The organism is Ruegeria sp. G12 (genome assembly GCF_056533565.1).
In genome coordinates this window covers 64,031-82,483 of the sequence record NZ_JBQFOO010000008.1, presented here as the reverse complement: position 1 = coordinate 82,483, position 18,453 = coordinate 64,031, and the positions used below count along the sequence as shown (strand labels likewise).

Genomic DNA, 18,453 nt, shown 5'->3' with positions numbered 1-18,453 from the left:
AGTGTGCACACTGGCTACTGAATGAGGACCTTATGACACAAAAGCTTCTTCGGATTTGTACAGCATCTTTGCTTGCTGCCGTCCTTTCCTCTGGCATTGCCGCCCAAGAGCGAGATCCCTTTGCACCGCCGACGCGCTCGCAGGAACAGGGCTTCATCTACCGAAACTCGATACCGCAAGGGTTTGAAACCCACATATTGGTCAACAACGACGCCGATCGAGCGCGCGCTGAGCGGATTATCGAATTCTACGAGGTTCTCTCGACGCGTCCGACGATCGAGTCTGTCGGAGAGTACGTCTCAGACCAGTACATTCAACACAGCACGCAGTTGCCAAATGGGCGGCAACCGCTGGCCATGTTGTTCAAGGGTTCGGTCGATGAATACCCGGTCGCAATCGACGTTCACAAGGTGATCGTTGTCGGCGACTCGGCGATGGCCCACGTGAATTTCCGGAACCTCGACAACGATGACCCCAACGACATGGGTATGGCGGCTGTCGACATGTATCTTTTCGATGCAGAGGGGAAAATCACGGAACACTGGGACGTCCTGCAAACTGTCCCCAGCCACGCACCCAATCCGAACGGTATGTTCGTCACTTTGTTCGAGGGGGAGTAAACCAATGAAACTGAAGTCTTTGCTCGTGAGCACGGCAGTCGTCACAACTTGCTTGTTTCAGTTACCAGCTCTTGCGGAAACACCAGCTGCACCAGCTGGGGATATCAGCATCCCTTTTTACGACCGACACAAGATCGACATCAGCAACCTTCGTGACTTCTACAATGGTCTGCTGATGTCCGATGTGATGATTCACGCCGACGCAATGTTCGATGCGGAAACAAAATGGCGCCTCACATTGCGTCAAATGATTGGTGCCGGCAGCGGACATCATACTGCCCGGAGCGCATACCAACTCTCACGCATGGGCGTGTCAGTAGAAGATATCAAAGCCATCTTCGCGCCAGGCTACACGGAAACCTTGCAGGACCCACGGTTGCAGGCCGCTTTTACATTTGTGGATGTAGCGAGCAGTTATCCTAGCACGGCTTCGGCGGATCTTCATGCTCTGTTGCGCACGAACTATACGGACCGGCAAATCGCGGAACTTATGCAGCTTGTTGCGATCAACAACGCATCCGCAACGCATGATGCAGTTCTGCCGATTGCCACAGATCAGGAGACGGTGGACTGGGCCACCGCCAATCTGTCCGAGGTGGGCTGGACACTAGGGTCCAATGCGGCCAGTTCGCCAGAGGAACAACGTACAAACCCATTTGTCGGGGACGTCTTGCCTCAGGCTGTTGCAGAAATTGATGCAACCTGGCAGCGCGAAGACCTCGGAGCCGTTGATCCTGTCTTCGACACAGACTGGATAAATCACATTACTGGCTACGGTGTCCCAGTTGTCACCTTTGATGGGGACCGTGACGGCATTGAAGAACCGTATGACGCGGCACCAACGGCAGTGCTGGAGTGGGAAGCAGAGGGCCTACGGTCTGCAAACGTGCCGGGAGCGGACAGCAAGCCATTCGATGTTACCGCCTATGACTACGCTTACTTCCAAGCTACCCCTGTTTCCGAGAGCAGTGTTCCTTACAGCGACCGCAATCGCTTTGACACGTATTGGCCAAGGCAGGCCGCCTTTGGCACGCTGGCGATGGACGCCTACATTTTGCAAACCGAACGGACTTTTGATCATGACGAAGTATGGTCCATATTCTTCGTCTACCAATTGGCCAGCGGGTGCGTTCACTGCCAAGCGCATGGGGCGTTCGGTGTTTTCGATTATACCGAAGACGAATACTTCCAGGATGAAATTCCGCCAGAGGATCTGCCGGCTCTGATCCAGTACATCCAGTCTTTGATGGATTTTGAGCGATCAGAAGACGTTACACCAGCTATGAAAGCGGCGATGCGACTGGCGCGGGATGCAGCGCGCCTGCCGTCTCGCGTAACATCCGCGCATATTGAGGAGTTGCGTCGGCACTACACAAATCGTGAGATCCAAGAGATCATGGCGATCGTCGTAGTGAACGCGTGGCTGTCGAGCAGCATGCAGTCCATGGCGACAGTGACTGATCAACTTAGCATGTCCTGGGCCATACGTAATCTGGGACCGAAAGGCTGGAAACCCGGCGTTCACACCGGATTGCCCAGCGAGCAGCGTCCGTATCACATGAGTCAGTTTTTCGACAAACTCTTTGCGGATATGAACACGGGCAAAGTGCCCGATGCCGCATCAGATTGGACAGGTCTCGTCATTCCACTTGCAGTCGATCAAGACGGCGACGGTGTTGAAGATGCCTTTGATGGCTTTCCCAATGATGCCAGCCGTTGGGCTGACACCGATTTGGATGGCATCGAAGATCGTCTCGATGTCGACATTGACGGCGACGGTTTAGAAAACGCCCGTGAACTGGCGATGGGAACGTATCCGTACAAAGCTGACTCTGATGGCGACGGCGTGGATGACAAACGCGAGTTCGAAGCAGGAACAGCGCCGGTAGATCCACGCGACTTTTGACGCTTTGCCTTCAGGGCGGCGACGCCCCGGAGTGGCTGCCGACGATCACTTTGCATGCACGTAAAGAATGCATGCTTCACCAGTGCGAACGACCTCTGCGCAGATCAGGAACATGATGAACATGCTGCTGTCAAACCGCCTTTCAATTCCGCTTTGTGCTGCCATAGCTTGCCTGCCGGTTCGGGCTTTTGCGCAAGATACCGAGGCAAGCATTTTCCCGAATGTCACAGGCAACTTGATCACACGCCTTGGATACAATGGAGACTATGATCCCGAGGGCCCGATCGAAGCAACCAACGATGTCTTCCTTCAAGTCATTGCAAGCCCTGTCCTTCATTTTTCCGACCGGTTTCGGATCCGAAATGAGACACGCATCGAGACGGTTGCACCCCCAACAGCCAACCGCGCCTTCGATGACGAAGGACTGTTCGTGCGAATTTTGCGAGCGGAGTATTCGGTAACGGACACGCTCTCGTTTCACGCAGGTAAGATGACGCCGTCTTTTGCTTTGGCGTCTTTTGCGACGCCGGGCATGTTCGGAAATAGCTACAACAAAGAAATCGAACTGATCGATCGAGTTGGGGTTGGAGGCGCGTATGTTTTCGGCGGCGGCGCGAGTGGAAAACACACGCTCACATTTAACTCATTCTACAAGGACACGAGTTTTCTGTCGGATTCTTTTGGAACCAGCAGAGGTCGCACCACCTTAGAAGATGGTGGCGCAAGCAACACCGAAGGTTTGGATTCCTTCACGCTGTCTTTGGATGGCAGCGGCATGGATCGCTTCCCAGGCCTCACATACAAACTCGGATTGATTCATCAGAGCCGCGGTGTGGATGGTGTCGCGGATGAACATGGCGTGTCATTTTCCGTGGTTCAGACACGCAATACGGCGCGAGGTGATCAATGGACATTCCTTGGTGAGCTGGCCGCCTTTGAAAATTTCGAAGGAACCGCCGACGACATCGTCTATGCGAGCGCAGGCGTTGTATATCGAACGGGTCCGTGGACAGCGGTTCTGTCAGGAACTTATAGGCCCCGCGACTTAGCATCGGGTGGCAGATTCGACGACTACAGCCTCCAGACTTCCGTGGAATACAGCTTTAACAGCGGTATTTCCCTAGCGATTGCTCACGAGTTCCGCCGAGATGAGAATTTGAACAACAATCGGGTCGGTATTCGGCTGATCAAAACAATCGAGTTTGGCAAATGATGCCTCTAAGCGACCGACTAGGTTCCGCGCATCATGGGACTGTGGTGGGTACTATGGCCGTCCGCATGAACTCACATCTCCCCATAGTCGCAGCGTCACGACAGAAACAGGAGTCATAATGTTCAAGATCGATACTGTCTTTTTGGCTATCCGCCTTCTTTTGACTTTGGTTTTTGCGGCAGCAGGTGGCGCAAAGCTATTGGGCGTCGAAATGATGGTGGACTTCTTTCAAACGATCGGATGGGGGCAGTGGTTTCGCTACGTGACGGCCATCGTTGAATTGGGATCAGCGGTGCTGCTTTGGGTACCGGGAGTTCAAATTGTAGGATCAGTGTTGTTGATGATCACGATGGTATGTGGGGCGCCGTTTCACGTCTTTGTGCTCGGTCCGTCAGCGATGCCGGCCTTGGTGTTGGCGGCGCTCTCGGCGGTCGTCGCCTTTTCCTACCGAGATCAGGCGAAAGCGCTCCTGAATAACTCGACGACAAAGGAGTGAGACCCGATGAAGCAAAAAAAGAAGGTGCTCGCCTTTGGCGCAAGCAACAGCACCAGATCCATCAACAAGCAATTGAGTAGGCATGCTGCCGAAGTTCTGCGAGACGAGATGGGCGCAAATGTGGAAATCCTGACCCTGGATCTCAACGATTTCGATATGCCGATCTACAGTCCAGAACGCGAAGCCGCGGGTGTTCCCGAAGCAGCCCACAGGTTTTTTGCCATGCTTGGCAACGCTGACGGCATCATCATATCGTTTGCCGAATACAATGGGAACTATACAGCCGCTTATAAGAACGTCTTTGACTGGTGCAGCCGGATCCAAATGCGTGTCTATCAAGGCAAGCCTATGCTACTCCTTGCTACGTCCCCAGGAGAAGGGGGCGCTAAGAACGTGTTCAAGATTGCCTGCGATGCCGCGCCCTTTTTTGGTGGAAAACTCGCAGCGAGCTTCAATTTTGGGAACTATTCCAAACACGTCGACGCGAAAGGCAAGCTCGCAAACCCGACCTTAATGGGTCGATTGCGAGAGGCGCTCGTCGATTTCTACGATGCAATCGAAGTGGACACGTCGTCGGCTTTGCATTCGTCGGATGGTGCCTAGAAACATGCTGCGGCTGAGCTTGAGAGCGTACTTGAAGATTGCCATCACAGCTTTGACGTTGTTTTACGGATTGGTTCCTGCTCTCGCGGATCTCAACGAAACACATCTGTTGAACCCAATTTGGAGCGCGCATGCGCGCTTCCACACGGCATGGTTTCTTGCGTTCACAGCTGGCGTCGCTGCAACCGCATTGGCTTTGGTTTGGGCCAAAGATGAACTCATCGTTCCGACCATACTCGGGTTGTTCTTTGTGACTGGTTTTTGGGTCGCGACCCTATTTGGGCCTTCGTACGGTGGGGCGCTCGTTGATCCCAATGGCCATGTTCATACAGTTTTGGGTCTTGAGTCGAACATGTTTCTTTTTAGCGTTCTGAGCGTGCTTTTCTTCCTGCTACTCTGTCTGGCGCTTTTTGACTTAATGATGAGGTCGAAACATGAGCGATAGGCTTGCCATCCCGGCACTTATCCTTTTGTTCTCGCTGCTCTGGGTTCCAGCTGGCCAGCATCCGTTCCTGCTCGCAAACTGGGTGAAGATCGGCACAATGGCGATCCCTTTGTTGCTCTTAGCTGCATGGCGCATACGACCACAAAGAGCCGTTCTAGCAGATTCCCGCTTCGTTTCTTTGACCCTGTTGATCGCTTACAATATCCACCAGTTTGAGGAGCATTGGATTGATATTTTTGGGCGAAACTATGCGTTCAAACCTTACTTAAACACGTTCCTGTCGGACATCTCTGGCCAGGGCACTACCGCCGAGTTCATGACAGATGCATCGATTTTTGTCATCAACACATCGCTGGTTTGGCTCGTTGCAGCCTTAGCAATCTGGCAAGGCAACCGCCATATCTTCGCAACATTGTGCATGGTTGCGATTGTTGTCGAGAATGCGGTCAGCCATATCGCAGCAGGCGTCGCATCATGGACGTACAATCCCGGACTTGTCACGGCGGTGGCCATCTTTGTGCCTCTCGGCTTGGGCGCGTACGTTGTTCTCATCTACGATCAACTTGCGAGCCTGCGACTTGTTGTTGCCAGCCTCCTATGGGGATTGGTTGCACATGTGGTGATGATCTCCGGCATCTTGAGCCGGGCGTTTTTTGGTCATCCCTCAGAGCTAATCTACTTCGTGATCTTGATCACTTGGTCCGTTTTGCCAAGCTTGGTGTTTCAGTCCAAAACTGAGAAGCGACCAGTATGATGATCGGTATAAGATGGGCTGTTCTCGTCTTAACCACAGCGCTTTGTGCATGTGCGCCTCGGGGCGACTTGGAAACTGCTGACGCATTTGAAGAAGCGACGGTCAAGTCGGTTTTCGTCGCACAGTTTCGGCAGGAAACCGGACAGTTGAAGAGTTTTGGTGAGAGACGACCGAACCATCTCACCTTTCAAAGGATTGATGTGTCTATTCCTCCGACGCATGAGGTTGGCCAGATTGAATGGCCACGCGGGACACCGAATGCCGCAACGGATTTTGTGACCATCGGAGAAGAAGATTACCCAGATATAGAGAGTTTCATGAAAGCGGTGGCAGCCGCAGATCGCTCCATCGAGCAAGAGACTGTCATCCATGTACACGGCTACAACACCACTCACGGAGAGGCCGTTTACAGCGCTGCACAGGTTTCGGTTGATATGGATATTCCGGTGCCAATCGTTCTGTTTTCATGGCCTTCGGCGGCGCAAGCATCGGGCTATCTCTATGATCGTGACAGCGCTCTGATTTCACGCAGTATGCTTCACGACATAATCGTCGCATTTGCCGAACAACCTAACCGTGATGTGTTTCTGACCGGTCACTCCATGGGCGGCTACCTCTTGATGGAAACACTGCGTCAAATCGCGATCGAGGGAAGCCTTGGAGCCAGCCGAGACATCAACGGTGTCATGCTGCTGTCGCCGGACATCGATACCGAGCTGTTTCGGGAGCAGGCAGAACGGATCGGTGATCTACCTGATCCGTTTCTCATCATGGTTGCTGGCCAAGATCGTGCTTTGAGACTTTCGGGAAACTTGACAGGACGGGGCGTGCGGCTCGGGTCTCTCACCAATCCCGACGAACTCGACGGTCTTTCCGTCACTTTGGTGGACGTAAGCGCCCTGTCTGATGGCAAACGGTTCAGCCACAATGTTGCAACAACATCGCCTGCCGCGATAGCCGTTCTTAGATCTCTGAACGAGGTGACTTCCCCGGGAGATCTTCATGTGATCGACAGCATCGTTAGGGCGGACCAAGCGGAGGGCATTTTATCAAGATTGACACTAACGCCGTAGCAAGATCATGAGTGCCACAATCGTAATGTTGTCAGCGCTTTGACAAACCAAGTCGTGATGGGTCGGCATAGTTGGCATGCGGAGCATCTTGAGACGGTCGAATTCGTCCATATGCAAAAAACCAAGCTGGGCAAACAGTCAAATACATTGGTGCCGCTTCAGAGTTTGGACACATTCAAGTGAACACGTTGCTTATGATTGATCCTATTGATTTCCCGTATATCTCTCATTGCCATGAGGAATGTACGAAATACTGACCTGAACCTCCTTGTTGCGTTCGAAGCCCTGCTTTCAGAACGAAGTGTCACTGAGGCTGGCAAGCGTATTGGTCTTGCCCAACCGTCGATGAGCAATGCACTCACCCGGCTTCGCAACCTCTTTGATGATGAACTGTTTGTACGGACACCACATGGCATGATGCCCACGCAGACGGCACTCGATGCTGCAGAACATGTGCGGGCAGCGATCTTAGCTGCGGAAGAAGCCATCAATGTTGGGACGCAATTCGAGCCTCAAAATTATGAGGGCGAGGTCATCCTACTCACTCATGACTTAATCGAACTAACCGTGGTACCTAGTGTTGTGCGCGCCTTGGAACGCGCTGCACCGGGTCTTCGATTGACAACGCGTGCGATGTTGGGTGCGGACTTTGCCGAAGATTTGGATGCCGGTCGAGCCGATTTGGCCCTTTGTGTTGCCCGCAATGTGCCAAAGCGGTTTCATTACCAGTTGCTGTGTGATGAAACCTTTGCCGGGATCGCTCGCTTTGATCACCCTCTTGTACAAGGCGACGTGACACTTGATGGCTTTATGCGTGAAAAACATGCGCTTCTCACACAACGTGCGGCTGGCAAAGGGATAGTAGATCAAGTGCTCGAAAAGATGGGCCTCGTGCGCGATGTTGCAGTGAGTGTTTCCAATTTTGCCAGCTTGCCGCCCCTCGTTATTGAAACGAATGTGATTGCTGTTTTGCCGCGCCGTTTGGCTGCAAAGGCAGACAAAGAACTACCGGTGAAAATGTTTGAACTTCCCTTTGAAATGCCCACGGTCCAATCAAAACTCATTTGGGGGCGCGGTGCTGAGAGATCTCCGGTGTCTTCCTGGTTCAGGAACCTTTTGGCTGACATCGTGATGCAGGACACAAAGTAGCAGAGCGTTGTCCCGATCTGCGACCCGCCCAACCCAATGCGGTTCTCACTCAATGACAGGATTTCAAGCGAACATAACGATCGCTCCCCGTTCACCAAAGCTCACAAGCGTCGAAGGGTTGCCGAGATCCTGAGCGGATCGCAGGATTATGCGGGGGCGACTGCAAGTAACAGTTTGTGATGAGTTGGCGCTGTTAAAAGGCCGCTTCGGCGACTTGTCCTGCCTTCTGCCAACAAGTCCGCCGCATGTGCAAACAAATGCTGCGCCAGCAATAGCCGCAAATGCATTAGTCTGGTTTAGTCCGCATCTGTGAGTTCGCCCACCAACTGATTTTGCGGTTGCGGCGAATGTCGGCAATGCGGGCTGCGATCGCAGCATGGCCGAGGGTGGGTGAATGTCTGGTTAGGGCCGTCGGCGAGGCCAATCCGATTGGATAGATTTCAATCATGCCCTCTCGCAACGACGACTCGACGTCGACAATTTCTGTGGTACCGGGAAGCGCCTTGAAGTGCCGTGCGACACATGCGCGGGTCGCGATTCACCTAGCAGCGTTCTGGTTGAAAAACCGCAAATCAGCGAAGATGGTTTGCGCTACGATTTTTTGGACAATGCAATCAGTGTTTTGGCTAGAACTTCAATCGCCACGCCCATGTCTTTGGCGCTCGCATATTCCTCTGGTCGGTGACTCACCCCGTCTCGACACCTGACAAAGAGCATGGCTATGTCGCAGAGGTCAGCCATGGCGGAGGCGTCATGTGTTGCTCCAGACGGCAAAGTCATCGTTCCGTCATAGCCGGTTGCATTAATCGCCTCGGACAAAACGCCGCGCAATTCCGGTGCACACGGGACTGCAGGTTGCAGGTAGGTGCGTTCCATAGCATATCGCGCGCCGCGCCGGCGGGCACATGCCTCTGCTTTGCCGCGCATCTTTGCAGCAAAGCCTTCACGGACTGCGTCGGCCGGTGCACGGATTTCGAGGGTGAGTTCGGCTAGGTCTGGTATGCCGTTTGCCACTCCGGGACCAACGCGGCAAGCCCCTACCGTCGCACGAAGGTCGTCCACATTGAGGGCGGTATCGTGAACATCACTGATAAAGTCTGCGGCCGCAACCAATGCATCTGATCGGCCTTCCATGGGTACGGTCCCAGCATGTCCGGTTTCGCCGTAAAAGGTCACGATGTTGCGTTCGATCCCGCAGATGCCAGTGACGACGCCTACCGGTTTATCGAGCGCTTGAAGAACAGGTCCTTGTTCAATGTGCACTTCCAGATAGCAACGCACGTCGTTTGGATCGCGTTCAAGTGCCGTGACCGCATTGGCGGCGCCGCCAAATGCATCAATCGCCTCTCGAAGCAGCAACGCATCTGCATCCACCATATCGAGAACATCAGGGTCGAAAGTCCCAGCAAGGGCGCGTGGACCCAGAAGCGCTGTGGAGAAGCGCACGCCTTCTTCGTCGGCGAAGGCAAGCACTTCTACCGGGTACCCCAAAGTGACGCCCTCACTGCGCAGTTTCTCGAGCGCAAGGCAAGCAAGTGCAATGCCCATGATGCCATCATACTTTCCGGCATTCCGTACAGAGTCTTGATGAGATCCTATCATGACAGCGGCCCCTTCACCTGCTGATTGTCCAACCAGCGTACCTGCTGCATCTAGGTGCGTCTTGAGACCCGCGCCCTCCATCCAACTGCAGATAACATTCAGCGCGTCACGATGTTCGGGCGTAAATGGAAACCTCGTCACCCCCGCGCCAGGCAGACTGCAGGTTGCGATGTCTGCGAGTCGCTCTTGTGCAATCTGTCCCCAATCCATGTGTACTCCTATTTATCATGATAATTTTGTGCTACACAAAGCTCGTGGGGTTGTCTATCTCTTGGTTTGACGAAGAGGTGAGCATGGACGGCGGACAAGAGATCAAGGCCAAGCTAAAGCGCTCGCGCCCCGTACAGGTGGCGGATCAGATCAAGGCGTGGGTGGTAGAGCGAGATTTGCGCAGAGGCGACAAGCTGCCCAACGAGGCAGAGATGATTGCGCTTTTCAAAGTTTCAAAAGGGACAGTGCGGGAAGCCCTTCGCATTCTTGAGGCACAGGGGTTGATCGTCACACGGACTGGGCCCGGCGGCGGAAGCTTTGTCGGTGAGGTCTCGAAAGACCGGGCGCTGTCCTTGCTGGGGAACTACTTTTATTTCCAGGCTTTGTCGCTCGCGGATATCTATCAGATGCGCAAAGCTCTCGAACCGGAACTGGCCGCGACCCTAGCCGGACAACTTGATGCTGAGCAACTGGAAGAGTTGGCCACCCTCGTCAGCGCCCACGATACGCCCGCAAAGTCACCGGAAGAGGAAAAACAGGAACACATTGCTTCACTCGCGTTCCACGCTAAGCTCGCTGAGTTTGCGCAGAACCCGCTGATGGGTTTCATGATCGCCTTTATGGTTCGGATGCTGACCGAGATGACGGTTTATCGAAAACTGTATGATGTGCCGAACCACGAACTCTGGCGGCGTGGGAGACAGTATCAGCTGGAATTGATTGAAGCGTTGCGCATCGGCGATGGTCAGGCCGCGCGGAATACGATGGCCGCTCACATGGCATCAGCGGAGGGGTTGATGCAACATCAGGAGGCTCGGCTTGCCCGGCGGTTTTTAGCTGACTGACCTGCAAGACATCCTGGAGCGGATCGATTCCGATTTGAGGCAAGCCGCAGACTGGGGTCAGCCAGCCCAGTATATCCCTCAGCTCGCGCAGGTTGATCCTGAACAACTCGCCATTGCTGTATGTGGTGCTGACGGTCGTTGCCAAACAGCCGGTGATGCGGATGTTCGCTTTTCCATCCAAAGTGTCTCAAAGGTGTTTGCTTTGCTTGCCGCCTTGGGTCGGACGGGTGACCAGTTGTGGCGCCGAGTTGGGCGAGAGCCGTCAGGAACCTCGTTTGATTCCGTCGTTCTGCTAGAAAGCGAGAAAGGACACCCACGCAATCCATTTGTGAACGCCGGTGCTTTGGTCGTAACCGATGCTCTGTTGTCGGGGCGTGAACCCAAGATCGCGCTTGCTGAGATCTTGGGGTTGGTGCGGGCATTGGCGGAGGATGATGACATTCACATCGACGCAGATGTAGCAAGGTCAGAACAGGCGACTGGCGCACGAAACAAGGCGTTGGCGCACTACCTCGACAGCCATGGCAACTTGATGAGTGAGCCGGAGCTCGTGCTCGGCACGTATTTTCATCAATGCGCGATTGACATGACGGTCAGACAATTGGCGATGGCGGGGCGAACTCTGGCCGGTTTACCAGGTGCGCCACAGCTTGTTTCTCGTGAACGTGTGCGGCGCGTGAATGCTTTGATGATGACCTGCGGGCACTATGATGGTTCTGGCGAGTTTGCGTTTCGCGTCGGTTTGCCGGGCAAGTCAGGTGTTGGCGGCGGAATTCTAGCGATCGCTCCAGGGAAGGCTTCAATCGGGATTTGGTCTCCCGGGTTGGATCGTTACGGCAACTCTAAGGCTGGCACGGCTGCTGCCGCGCGCCTGAGCGCTGCGACAGGATGGTCTGTGTTTTAACTTTTCGCCAGGGTGCGTGGTGCCCGCGTTGGATCGGTTTTGACTGGAACTTCATCCAACCAGTCGGCATATGGGCGTGTTCTCGCGCGTTGCAGCAGGTTTTGTAAAGCGCTCAGCGGATCGTCATGATGATCAATACGAAGGTCGAGTGGCGGCACATTTGGTTCCAGAACCAGCAAGGCTGCTGACTGCAGCCCCCGCGAATCGCCTCCCGCTTCTTCAGCCCCGTTCAGGGCGGCCATGAGTCTATCCGCCATGTTTCCACTGCTTCCGATGAGTGCACTTTCCAGCGCTTGGAGAACCGGTTGACCTGCAATCATGTTGCCAGCGCAGGCGAAGGAAGGTGTCAATCTATGGCCTGCCCAAGAGACGCTCTCTGCGCCCGTGAACCCAGCCGTGGACCCATTTTGGTCCAAAGCAATGATCTGCCGGTGTGCGCGACCATCATCTAATGATACGATTGAATCTAAAGCCATTTCAGCGGATTTTCCTAGCTCCATCATCGCCAGCACCTCGTCGCGCCATAGTGTAGAAGGCGCGGTACCCTGGCTAGCGACGACCCCTGCATCGAGGCTGCCCCTCAACACCCATCCGCCAACACACAAGCTACCGGTTGCGGCAGCGGCGCCGAAAGTGCCCGTTTTTTTGTCATGTGCAAGAATCGAGAAGGTCATAACAGCCACCTTAAACATTTTTCTTGAATTTATAATGATAATTTGTCTGATTGTAATTAATCATGATAAATTAAACAGAGAGGACTGATCATGTCACTTCTTACTTTCACGCGCAGAACAGCGCTTGCGACAGGGGCGGCGATGGCGTTGGCTCTGTCAGCTGCCGGAGCAATTGCACAGACCCCTCCAGGTGTGTTGATCGTGGGGCAGATCGCTGAACCAAAGGCATTGGACCCTGCCGCAGTCACTGCAGTGAACGACTTCCGCATCTTGATGAACGTCTACGATGGCTTGGTTCGCTATAAGGACGGCACACTTGAAACCGAACCTGCGCTCGCAACCGATTGGACGATTAGTGATGACGGCACGATCTACACATTCAATCTGCGCGAGGGCGTAGCTTTTCACGATGGTAGCGCGTTCGACGCAGAAGCCGTGAAGTTCAACTTTGACCGGATGTTGGACGAAAGCCATCCTTACCATGATACCGGGCCATTCCCGCTCTCGTTCTTCTTTTCTGCGGTTGAAAGCGTAGATGTAATTGACCCGCTAACGGTTCAATTCACGCTGAACGCGCCCTACGCGCCGTTTTTATCGAACCTTGCATACCCAACAGGTTTGATTGTTTCACCCGCCGCTGTAATGGAGCATGGGGCCGACTTTGGGCGCAATCCATCGGGAACGGGCCCTTTCACCTTTGCCGAATGGCGCTCGAACGAGGCAGTGGTGGTCGAAGCCAACGCCAATTACTGGGACGGCGCGCCCGACTTGCAAGCTGTTGTGTTCCGCCCGATTACTGATGCGAACACCCGGACAGCCGAGATGCTAGCTGGAGGGATTGACCTGATGGTAGAGGTTCCTCCCGTGGCACTGAGCCAGTTCCAGGCGGATCCTTACACCGTGCACGAACAGGCTGGTCCGCACGTCTGGTTCCTGATCCTGAACGCCAAGGAAGGTCCGTTTGCGGACGTACGCGTACGTCAGGCCGCGAACTATGCGATCAATAAGGAAGCCATCGTAAACGATGTACTTGAAGGCACCGCTGAAGTGGCCGCAGGCCCAACTCCGCCCGCCTTTGCTTGGGCCTACAACCCGAACCTTGAGCCCTATCCCTACGACCCTGAGAAGGCGAAGGCCTTGATCGCCGAAGCGGGGGTCGAGGGTGCTGAACTGACCTTCTACGTCACTGAAGGTGGGTCCGGGATGCTGGATCCGGTTGCGATGGGCACTGCCATGCAAGCCGATCTTGAGGCTGTCGGTTTTGACGTGAAGATCGAAACCTATGAGTGGAACACGTTTCTTGGCAATGTGAACCCCGGCCTCGAAGGTAAGGCGGATATGGCGCAGATGGCATGGATGACGAACGATCCGGATACGTTGCCGTTCCTCGCCCTTCGCACCGCAGCCTTCCCGGATGAAGGGGGGTTTAACTCTGGCTACTATTCGAACCCAAAGGTTGACGAGCTACTCGAAGCTGCGCGAGCAGCAACAGATCAAGCAGAACGTGCCCGTCTCTATCAAGAGATGCAAACCATCGTGCAGGAAGACGCCCCGTGGGTCTTTGTGGCGAACTGGAAGCAGAACGCAGTTACATCTGACCGGGTCGAGAATTTTGCACTGCAACCCTCGTTTTTCCTGTTGCTCGACGACGTTGTGAAGAACTGATCTTTCCGGTCCCGGGCACGCCCGGGACTTGTCTGGAGGGGTATCACTAAGCACAACGCCCAGGATACTGCCCAAAGCGTGATAGGGGGCTGCTAATGGCTGGCTACATTCTCAAACGCCTGATTTCTGCGATCCCGGTCTTGTTTGGGATCTCGATCATCGTTTTTCTGATCATGGCCATGATCCCTGGCGATCCGGCAACCGCTATCCTGGGGTCTTTTGCGACGCCCGAGAATGTCGAGAAACTCAACCGAGATTTGGGCCTCGATCAAGGGTTGATACAGCGGTACTTCATATGGCTCAGTAACATGCTGCAAGGCGACTTTGGGCGGTCGTTTGCGTTGAACCGACCCGTGCTGGATGAGGTGGTAGAACGATTCAACGCAACGCTGATACTCGCGGGCACCGCCTTTGTCATTTGTTCGCTCTTGGGTGTCGCAGTAGGGGTCATTTCAGCTGCACGTCAGTATGGGTTTGCAGATAAGGCGATCACTTTTGCGGTGCTGCTTGGCATCTCCATACCGTCGTTCTTCCTGGGTATGATGATGATCCTGATCTTTTCAGTGAACCTGCGCTGGTTTCCGGTATCGGGCATGTGGCCGATTTATGGAGATCGAAACCTCGGGGCTTTGCTCGACCATTTGGTGTTGCCAGCATTGGCACTTGCTGTCGTGGCGACTGGGGTCATCGCTCGCCTCGCCCGTTCCGCGATGCTGGAGGTCCTCCGTCAGGATTTCATTCGGACCGCGCGCGCCAAAGGCGTGAAGGAAAGCCGCGTTATCTGGGGTCATGCGCTCCGCGCCGCCATGGTGTCGATCATCCCGGTTCTGGGCATCCAGGCTGGGTTTGTGCTGTCCGGTGCTGTCTACATCGAGATGGTGTTCCAGTGGCCCGGCGTCGGGCGCATGCTGGTCGACGCCATCCTGAAACGTGACATCCTGCTCGTTCAAGGCGGGGTCGTCTTCGTGGCCGCCTGCTACGTCCTCTTTAACATAGCGGTCGACGTGGCGCAGTCGATGCTCGACCCGAGGATCAAGACATGATGGCCTTTATCAAACTTCTCGCCCGAAACCGTTTGGCCCTTGGAGGGCTGATCGTGATGGGTATTGTGATAGTATTGGCGATCATTACTCCAATCTTACCACTGGCCGACCCAGATGTGACTGATACTGGCAACCGGTTCCTGCCCCCGTTCTCGGAAGGGGCGTTGCTTGGGACCGACCACCTTGGCCGCGACCTTTTGAGTCGTTTGATGTGGGGTACACGCTTGTCGCTCGCGGTTGGGTTCGCGGCGGCGATCATTGCGGCAACCGTCGGCGCTGCCATCGGGATCATCGCGGGCTTCTACGGTGGACGCACAGACAACATCATCATGCGTGGTGTCGATATGCTGATGGCGTTTCCCTACATCCTCTTAGCACTGGCCATAGTGGCAGCCCTTGGTCCAGGCTTGATGAACGCCCTGATCGCTGTCGCGGCAGTGAACATCCCGTTTTTCGCCCGGAATATTCGCGGCATAACCGTTGGCATCGCGCATAAGGAATTCGTGGATGCAGCCCGACTGTCGGGCATGAACGATGCCCGCATCATCCTGACTGAGATTTTGCCGAACGTGATCCCTGTGATCGTCATCGCGATGTCGACCACCATTGGCTGGATGATCTTGGAGACGGCGGGGCTGTCGTTCCTTGGTTTGGGCTCGCAACCACCACAAGCTGATTTGGGATCAATGCTGGGCGAGGCACGCTCTGCCCTGATCACTAATCCACATACGTCTATCGTGCCGGGGGCGATGATCCTGATCATCGTTATGGCGATCAATTTGCTGGGCGACGGGGTGCGGGACGCGCTTGATCCGCGCCTTAAATCAGGTGCGCTCGAACGGCCAATGCCGACAACCCGAGTTCAACGGACCGGCGAAGTGCCTGGAGTTGAAGGCGATGCCATACTCGCTCTGCAAGACCTGAAAACGCAGTTCCACGTCAAAAACCGCATCTACGAAGCGGTTGGAGGTGTGAGCCTAGCGGTACAACCGGGTGAGTGCTTGGGAATCATCGGCGAAAGTGGGTCAGGAAAATCAGTCACGGCGCTCAGTGTGATGGGCCTTGTCGCCTCGCCGCCGGGCGTCATCACTGGCGGCGCCGTGCGCTTCAAGGGTGAAGATTTGATCGGGGCAAACTACGAGAAACTCAGATCGCTTCGCGGCGAAAAGGTTGCCTATATCTTCCAAGACCCTCTCGCGACACTGCATCCTCTTTATACAGTTGGTCAACAGCTAATCGAGGCGGTGCAAAGCCACCACAAGACGCCAACAGATGAGGCGCGCGCGCATGCGATTGAACTCCTCAAATCCGTCCGCATCCCCAACGCCGAAAAGCGCATCGACAGCTACCCGCACGAGATGTCGGGCGGAATGCGCCAGCGTGTTGGTATTGCTATGGCACTTGCAAACGACCCGGAAGTTATCATCGCTGACGAGCCGACAACTGCGCTGGACGTGACGGTGCAGGCACAAATTCTGTCTCTTCTCAACGACCTCCGCCGCGAGCGCGGCCTGGCGATCATCTTCATCACCCACGACTTTGGTGTTGTCGCCCAACTTTGTGACCGCGTGGCGGTCATGTACGCCGGGCGGATCGTTGAACAGGGCACAACGCAAGAAATCCTCGACGCACCCGCGCATCCCTACACGGCCAAGCTGATGGAATGTGTACCCGAACTTGGTGGAGGTCGCAGACGGCTTGAAGCTATCCCTGGCCTGCCACCTGTGGTCGACAAACTGCCAGCGGGCTGTGCCTTTGCGGATCGGTGCCACAAAGTGCAGCCTGCATGCCGAGAAGGGCGGATCGATTTAATTCCGCATGACGGGGACCACCTCGTCCGCTGTCGATACCCTGAAGCCACAAGTCAGGAGGCCGCGCAATGAACGAAGCCCTGAAAGTCACGTCTCTGACGAAAACCTTCCCTGTCGGTAAGCGCCTCTTTGGTCCTCCCAAAGCGCTCGTCCGTGCTGTGCAACCGCTGACCCTGACGGTGCAAAAGGGCGAGACGCTCGGCGTCGTAGGTGAGTCGGGCTGTGGGAAGTCGACCCTGGCCCGCATGTTGGTTGGCCTCTTGCCGCCAACGTCCGGCCAAATCGAGCTGAACGGTGCACCGGTGAACAACTCAGACCCTGCAGAGTTTGGCAAGAAGATCCAATATGTTTTTCAAGATCCCATCTCGTCGCTCAATCCGCGCAAAACGATAAAAGATATCATGGAAGCTCCGTTAAAGCACTTGCACGGTATGGTAGGGCCAGCACGGATGGATCGGATTCGTGAAATCTTCGCAGCCGTGAACCTTCGTGAAGAGTTCCTCGAACGCTACCCGCACGAATTCTCAGGCGGTCAGGCGCAACGTATCGGGATTGCCCGCGCGTTGGCTGCAGATGCTCGCATTTTGATCCTCGATGAACCCGTCTCCGCCCTCGATGTCTCGGTTCAGGCACAGGTATTGAATCTATTGGCCGACCTTAAGGAAGAGTTCGAGTTGACATACCTGTTCATCAGCCATGACCTCGCTGTGGTGGAGGCGGTCAGCGACCGGGTTGCGGTTCTCTATTTTGGTGCAGTGGTAGAAGTCGGCCCGGCAGAGGACGTCTTTGCCAAACCACGCCACCCCTATACTAAATTGTTGGCGGAAAGCGCACCGGTTGTCGGCCGCGCGCTCAAGGCACCTGAAGGCCGCGAAACCGAACTGCCTGACCCATTGAACCCGCCCTCTGGCTGCGCCTTCGCAGCACGATGCGCTTTCGCAACAGACATATGTCGCGAAGAAACGCCAAGCCTCAAAGGCGCGAATGTGTCGACGCAGGTGGCCTGTTTCAATCCACTTTCGAATTGATATTAGAGGAAACTCGAAAGTCTGCTTTCGGAAAGCTGCACTACGGCGACGAAGACATAGACGAATGGCAAGTTTGGGCCGCGATCGCTTTAGATGGTTGTTTGAACGGTAAGCAAGCACGCGAGATCCTGACGCTAAGCGGCGTCGCTTGCGTTTGTGACGACGGGTCGACTATTCCAGAAAACCGTCAATGGTCGAGGCGACATCAACCGCGGTTTTTACATCGGACATGCTGGTGTTCTCAAAGGCGCTGCCGCTTTCAACACCTGGCCTGAGCCGCTCAAAAATGGTCAGGATTTCCTCTTCCAGTTTCGCCGGCTTTTCTTCGGACCAGCCGGCCTTGGTCTTGGCAATGTCCGTTGCGAGTTTCATAAGATCAAGGCGCTGAGGCAGAGTTAGCATTGGTCGTTTC

General features: G+C 54.9%; 18 protein-coding genes. 15 read left to right on the top strand and 3 right to left on the bottom strand.

The features are described 5' to 3' along the window. Positions 1-32 precede the first annotated feature (32 nt). From ACR0JN_RS17505 to ACR0JN_RS17465, 9 genes are all read left to right on the top strand, one after another. Positions 33-620: a nuclear transport factor 2 family protein gene (locus tag ACR0JN_RS17505; RefSeq protein WP_480887523.1), complete on the top strand. Its 588-nt coding sequence runs from the start codon at positions 33-35 to the stop codon at positions 618-620. Between the two features lie 4 nt (positions 621-624). After that, a complete protein-coding gene (locus tag ACR0JN_RS17500; RefSeq protein ID WP_480887522.1) occupies positions 625-2,526 on the top strand; it encodes a carboxymuconolactone decarboxylase family protein in 1,902 nt (633 codons plus the stop codon). Between the two features lie 112 nt (positions 2,527-2,638). Then, positions 2,639-3,739: a hypothetical protein gene (locus tag ACR0JN_RS17495; RefSeq protein ID WP_480887520.1), complete on the top strand. Its 1,101-nt coding sequence runs from the start codon at positions 2,639-2,641 to the stop codon at positions 3,737-3,739. 118 nt (positions 3,740-3,857) lie between these two features. Further along, positions 3,858-4,235 (top strand): DoxX family protein, encoded by a 378-nt coding sequence (locus ACR0JN_RS17490; protein WP_480887518.1) that lies wholly within the window; start codon positions 3,858-3,860, stop codon positions 4,233-4,235. 6 nt (positions 4,236-4,241) lie between these two features. Continuing rightward, a complete protein-coding gene (locus ACR0JN_RS17485; protein WP_480887516.1) occupies positions 4,242-4,838 on the top strand; it encodes an NADPH-dependent FMN reductase in 597 nt (198 codons plus the stop codon). Between the two features lie 31 nt (positions 4,839-4,869). Further along, on the top strand, positions 4,870-5,283 hold the full coding sequence (locus tag ACR0JN_RS17480) for a DUF6640 family protein (RefSeq protein WP_480887514.1): 414 nt from the start codon (positions 4,870-4,872) through the stop codon (positions 5,281-5,283). Further along, positions 5,273-6,037 (top strand): HXXEE domain-containing protein, encoded by a 765-nt coding sequence (locus tag ACR0JN_RS17475; protein WP_480887512.1) that lies wholly within the window; start codon positions 5,273-5,275, stop codon positions 6,035-6,037. The genes ACR0JN_RS17480 and ACR0JN_RS17475 overlap by 11 nt, the downstream gene beginning before the upstream one ends. 68 nt (positions 6,038-6,105) lie before the next feature. Continuing rightward, positions 6,106-7,110 carry an alpha/beta hydrolase gene (locus ACR0JN_RS17470; RefSeq protein WP_480887510.1) on the top strand — a complete coding sequence of 335 codons (1,005 nt, stop codon included), beginning with the start codon at positions 6,106-6,108 and terminating at the stop codon, positions 7,108-7,110. A 198-nt stretch (positions 7,111-7,308) separates the two neighbouring features. Next, positions 7,309-8,259 (top strand): LysR family transcriptional regulator, encoded by a 951-nt coding sequence (locus ACR0JN_RS17465; protein ID WP_480887508.1) that lies wholly within the window; start codon positions 7,309-7,311, stop codon positions 8,257-8,259. Between the two features lie 591 nt (positions 8,260-8,850). On the opposite strand, the gene ACR0JN_RS17460 is transcribed toward ACR0JN_RS17465, so the two are convergent. Then, positions 8,851-10,071, bottom strand: coding sequence for a M20 family metallo-hydrolase (locus ACR0JN_RS17460; protein WP_480887507.1), 1,221 nt, complete (start codon positions 10,069-10,071; stop codon positions 8,851-8,853). Positions 10,072-10,154: 83 nt separating this feature from the next. Here ACR0JN_RS17460 and ACR0JN_RS17455 point away from each other — a divergent pair, with 83 nt between their 5' ends. Both ACR0JN_RS17455 and ACR0JN_RS17450 read left to right on the top strand, forming a co-directional pair. Then, positions 10,155-10,916 carry a FadR/GntR family transcriptional regulator gene (locus ACR0JN_RS17455; protein WP_480887505.1) on the top strand — a complete coding sequence of 254 codons (762 nt, stop codon included), beginning with the start codon at positions 10,155-10,157 and terminating at the stop codon, positions 10,914-10,916. Further along, entirely contained in the window at positions 10,909-11,820 is a 912-nt protein-coding gene (locus tag ACR0JN_RS17450) for a glutaminase (protein ID WP_480887719.1), read from the top strand. Before ACR0JN_RS17455 ends, ACR0JN_RS17450 begins: the two co-directional genes overlap by 8 nt. On the opposite strand, the gene ACR0JN_RS17445 is transcribed toward ACR0JN_RS17450, so the two are convergent. Continuing rightward, the gene (locus tag ACR0JN_RS17445; protein WP_480887504.1) at positions 11,817-12,494 is read right to left on the bottom strand and encodes a DUF1028 domain-containing protein; all 678 of its coding nucleotides are present in this window, start codon (positions 12,492-12,494) and stop codon (positions 11,817-11,819) included. The two genes, ACR0JN_RS17450 and ACR0JN_RS17445, sit on opposite strands and share 4 nt — an antisense overlap. 90 nt (positions 12,495-12,584) lie before the next feature. Between ACR0JN_RS17445 and ACR0JN_RS17440 the strand changes: the two genes are divergently transcribed. The 4 genes from ACR0JN_RS17440 to ACR0JN_RS17425 all read left to right on the top strand — a co-directional run bounded on the left by ACR0JN_RS17440 (position 12,585) and on the right by ACR0JN_RS17425 (position 18,041). Beyond that, positions 12,585-14,159, top strand: a complete 1,575-nt coding sequence (locus ACR0JN_RS17440) for an ABC transporter substrate-binding protein (protein WP_480887502.1) — start codon at positions 12,585-12,587, stop codon at positions 14,157-14,159. 95 nt (positions 14,160-14,254) lie between these two features. After that, positions 14,255-15,202, top strand: coding sequence for an ABC transporter permease (locus ACR0JN_RS17435; RefSeq protein WP_480887501.1), 948 nt, complete (start codon positions 14,255-14,257; stop codon positions 15,200-15,202). Then, entirely contained in the window at positions 15,202-17,085 is a 1,884-nt protein-coding gene (locus tag ACR0JN_RS17430; protein ID WP_480887716.1) for a dipeptide/oligopeptide/nickel ABC transporter permease/ATP-binding protein, read from the top strand. The genes ACR0JN_RS17435 and ACR0JN_RS17430 overlap by 1 nt, the downstream gene beginning before the upstream one ends. Beyond that, positions 17,082-18,041 carry an ABC transporter ATP-binding protein gene (locus ACR0JN_RS17425; RefSeq protein ID WP_480887499.1) on the top strand — a complete coding sequence of 320 codons (960 nt, stop codon included), beginning with the start codon at positions 17,082-17,084 and terminating at the stop codon, positions 18,039-18,041. The genes ACR0JN_RS17430 and ACR0JN_RS17425 overlap by 4 nt, the downstream gene beginning before the upstream one ends. Positions 18,042-18,212: 171 nt before the next feature. Here ACR0JN_RS17425 and ACR0JN_RS17420 read toward each other — a convergent pair whose 3' ends face one another. Next, on the bottom strand, positions 18,213-18,443 hold the full coding sequence (locus ACR0JN_RS17420; RefSeq protein WP_480887497.1) for a hypothetical protein: 231 nt from the start codon (positions 18,441-18,443) through the stop codon (positions 18,213-18,215). Between the last annotated feature and the right edge of the window lie 10 nt (positions 18,444-18,453).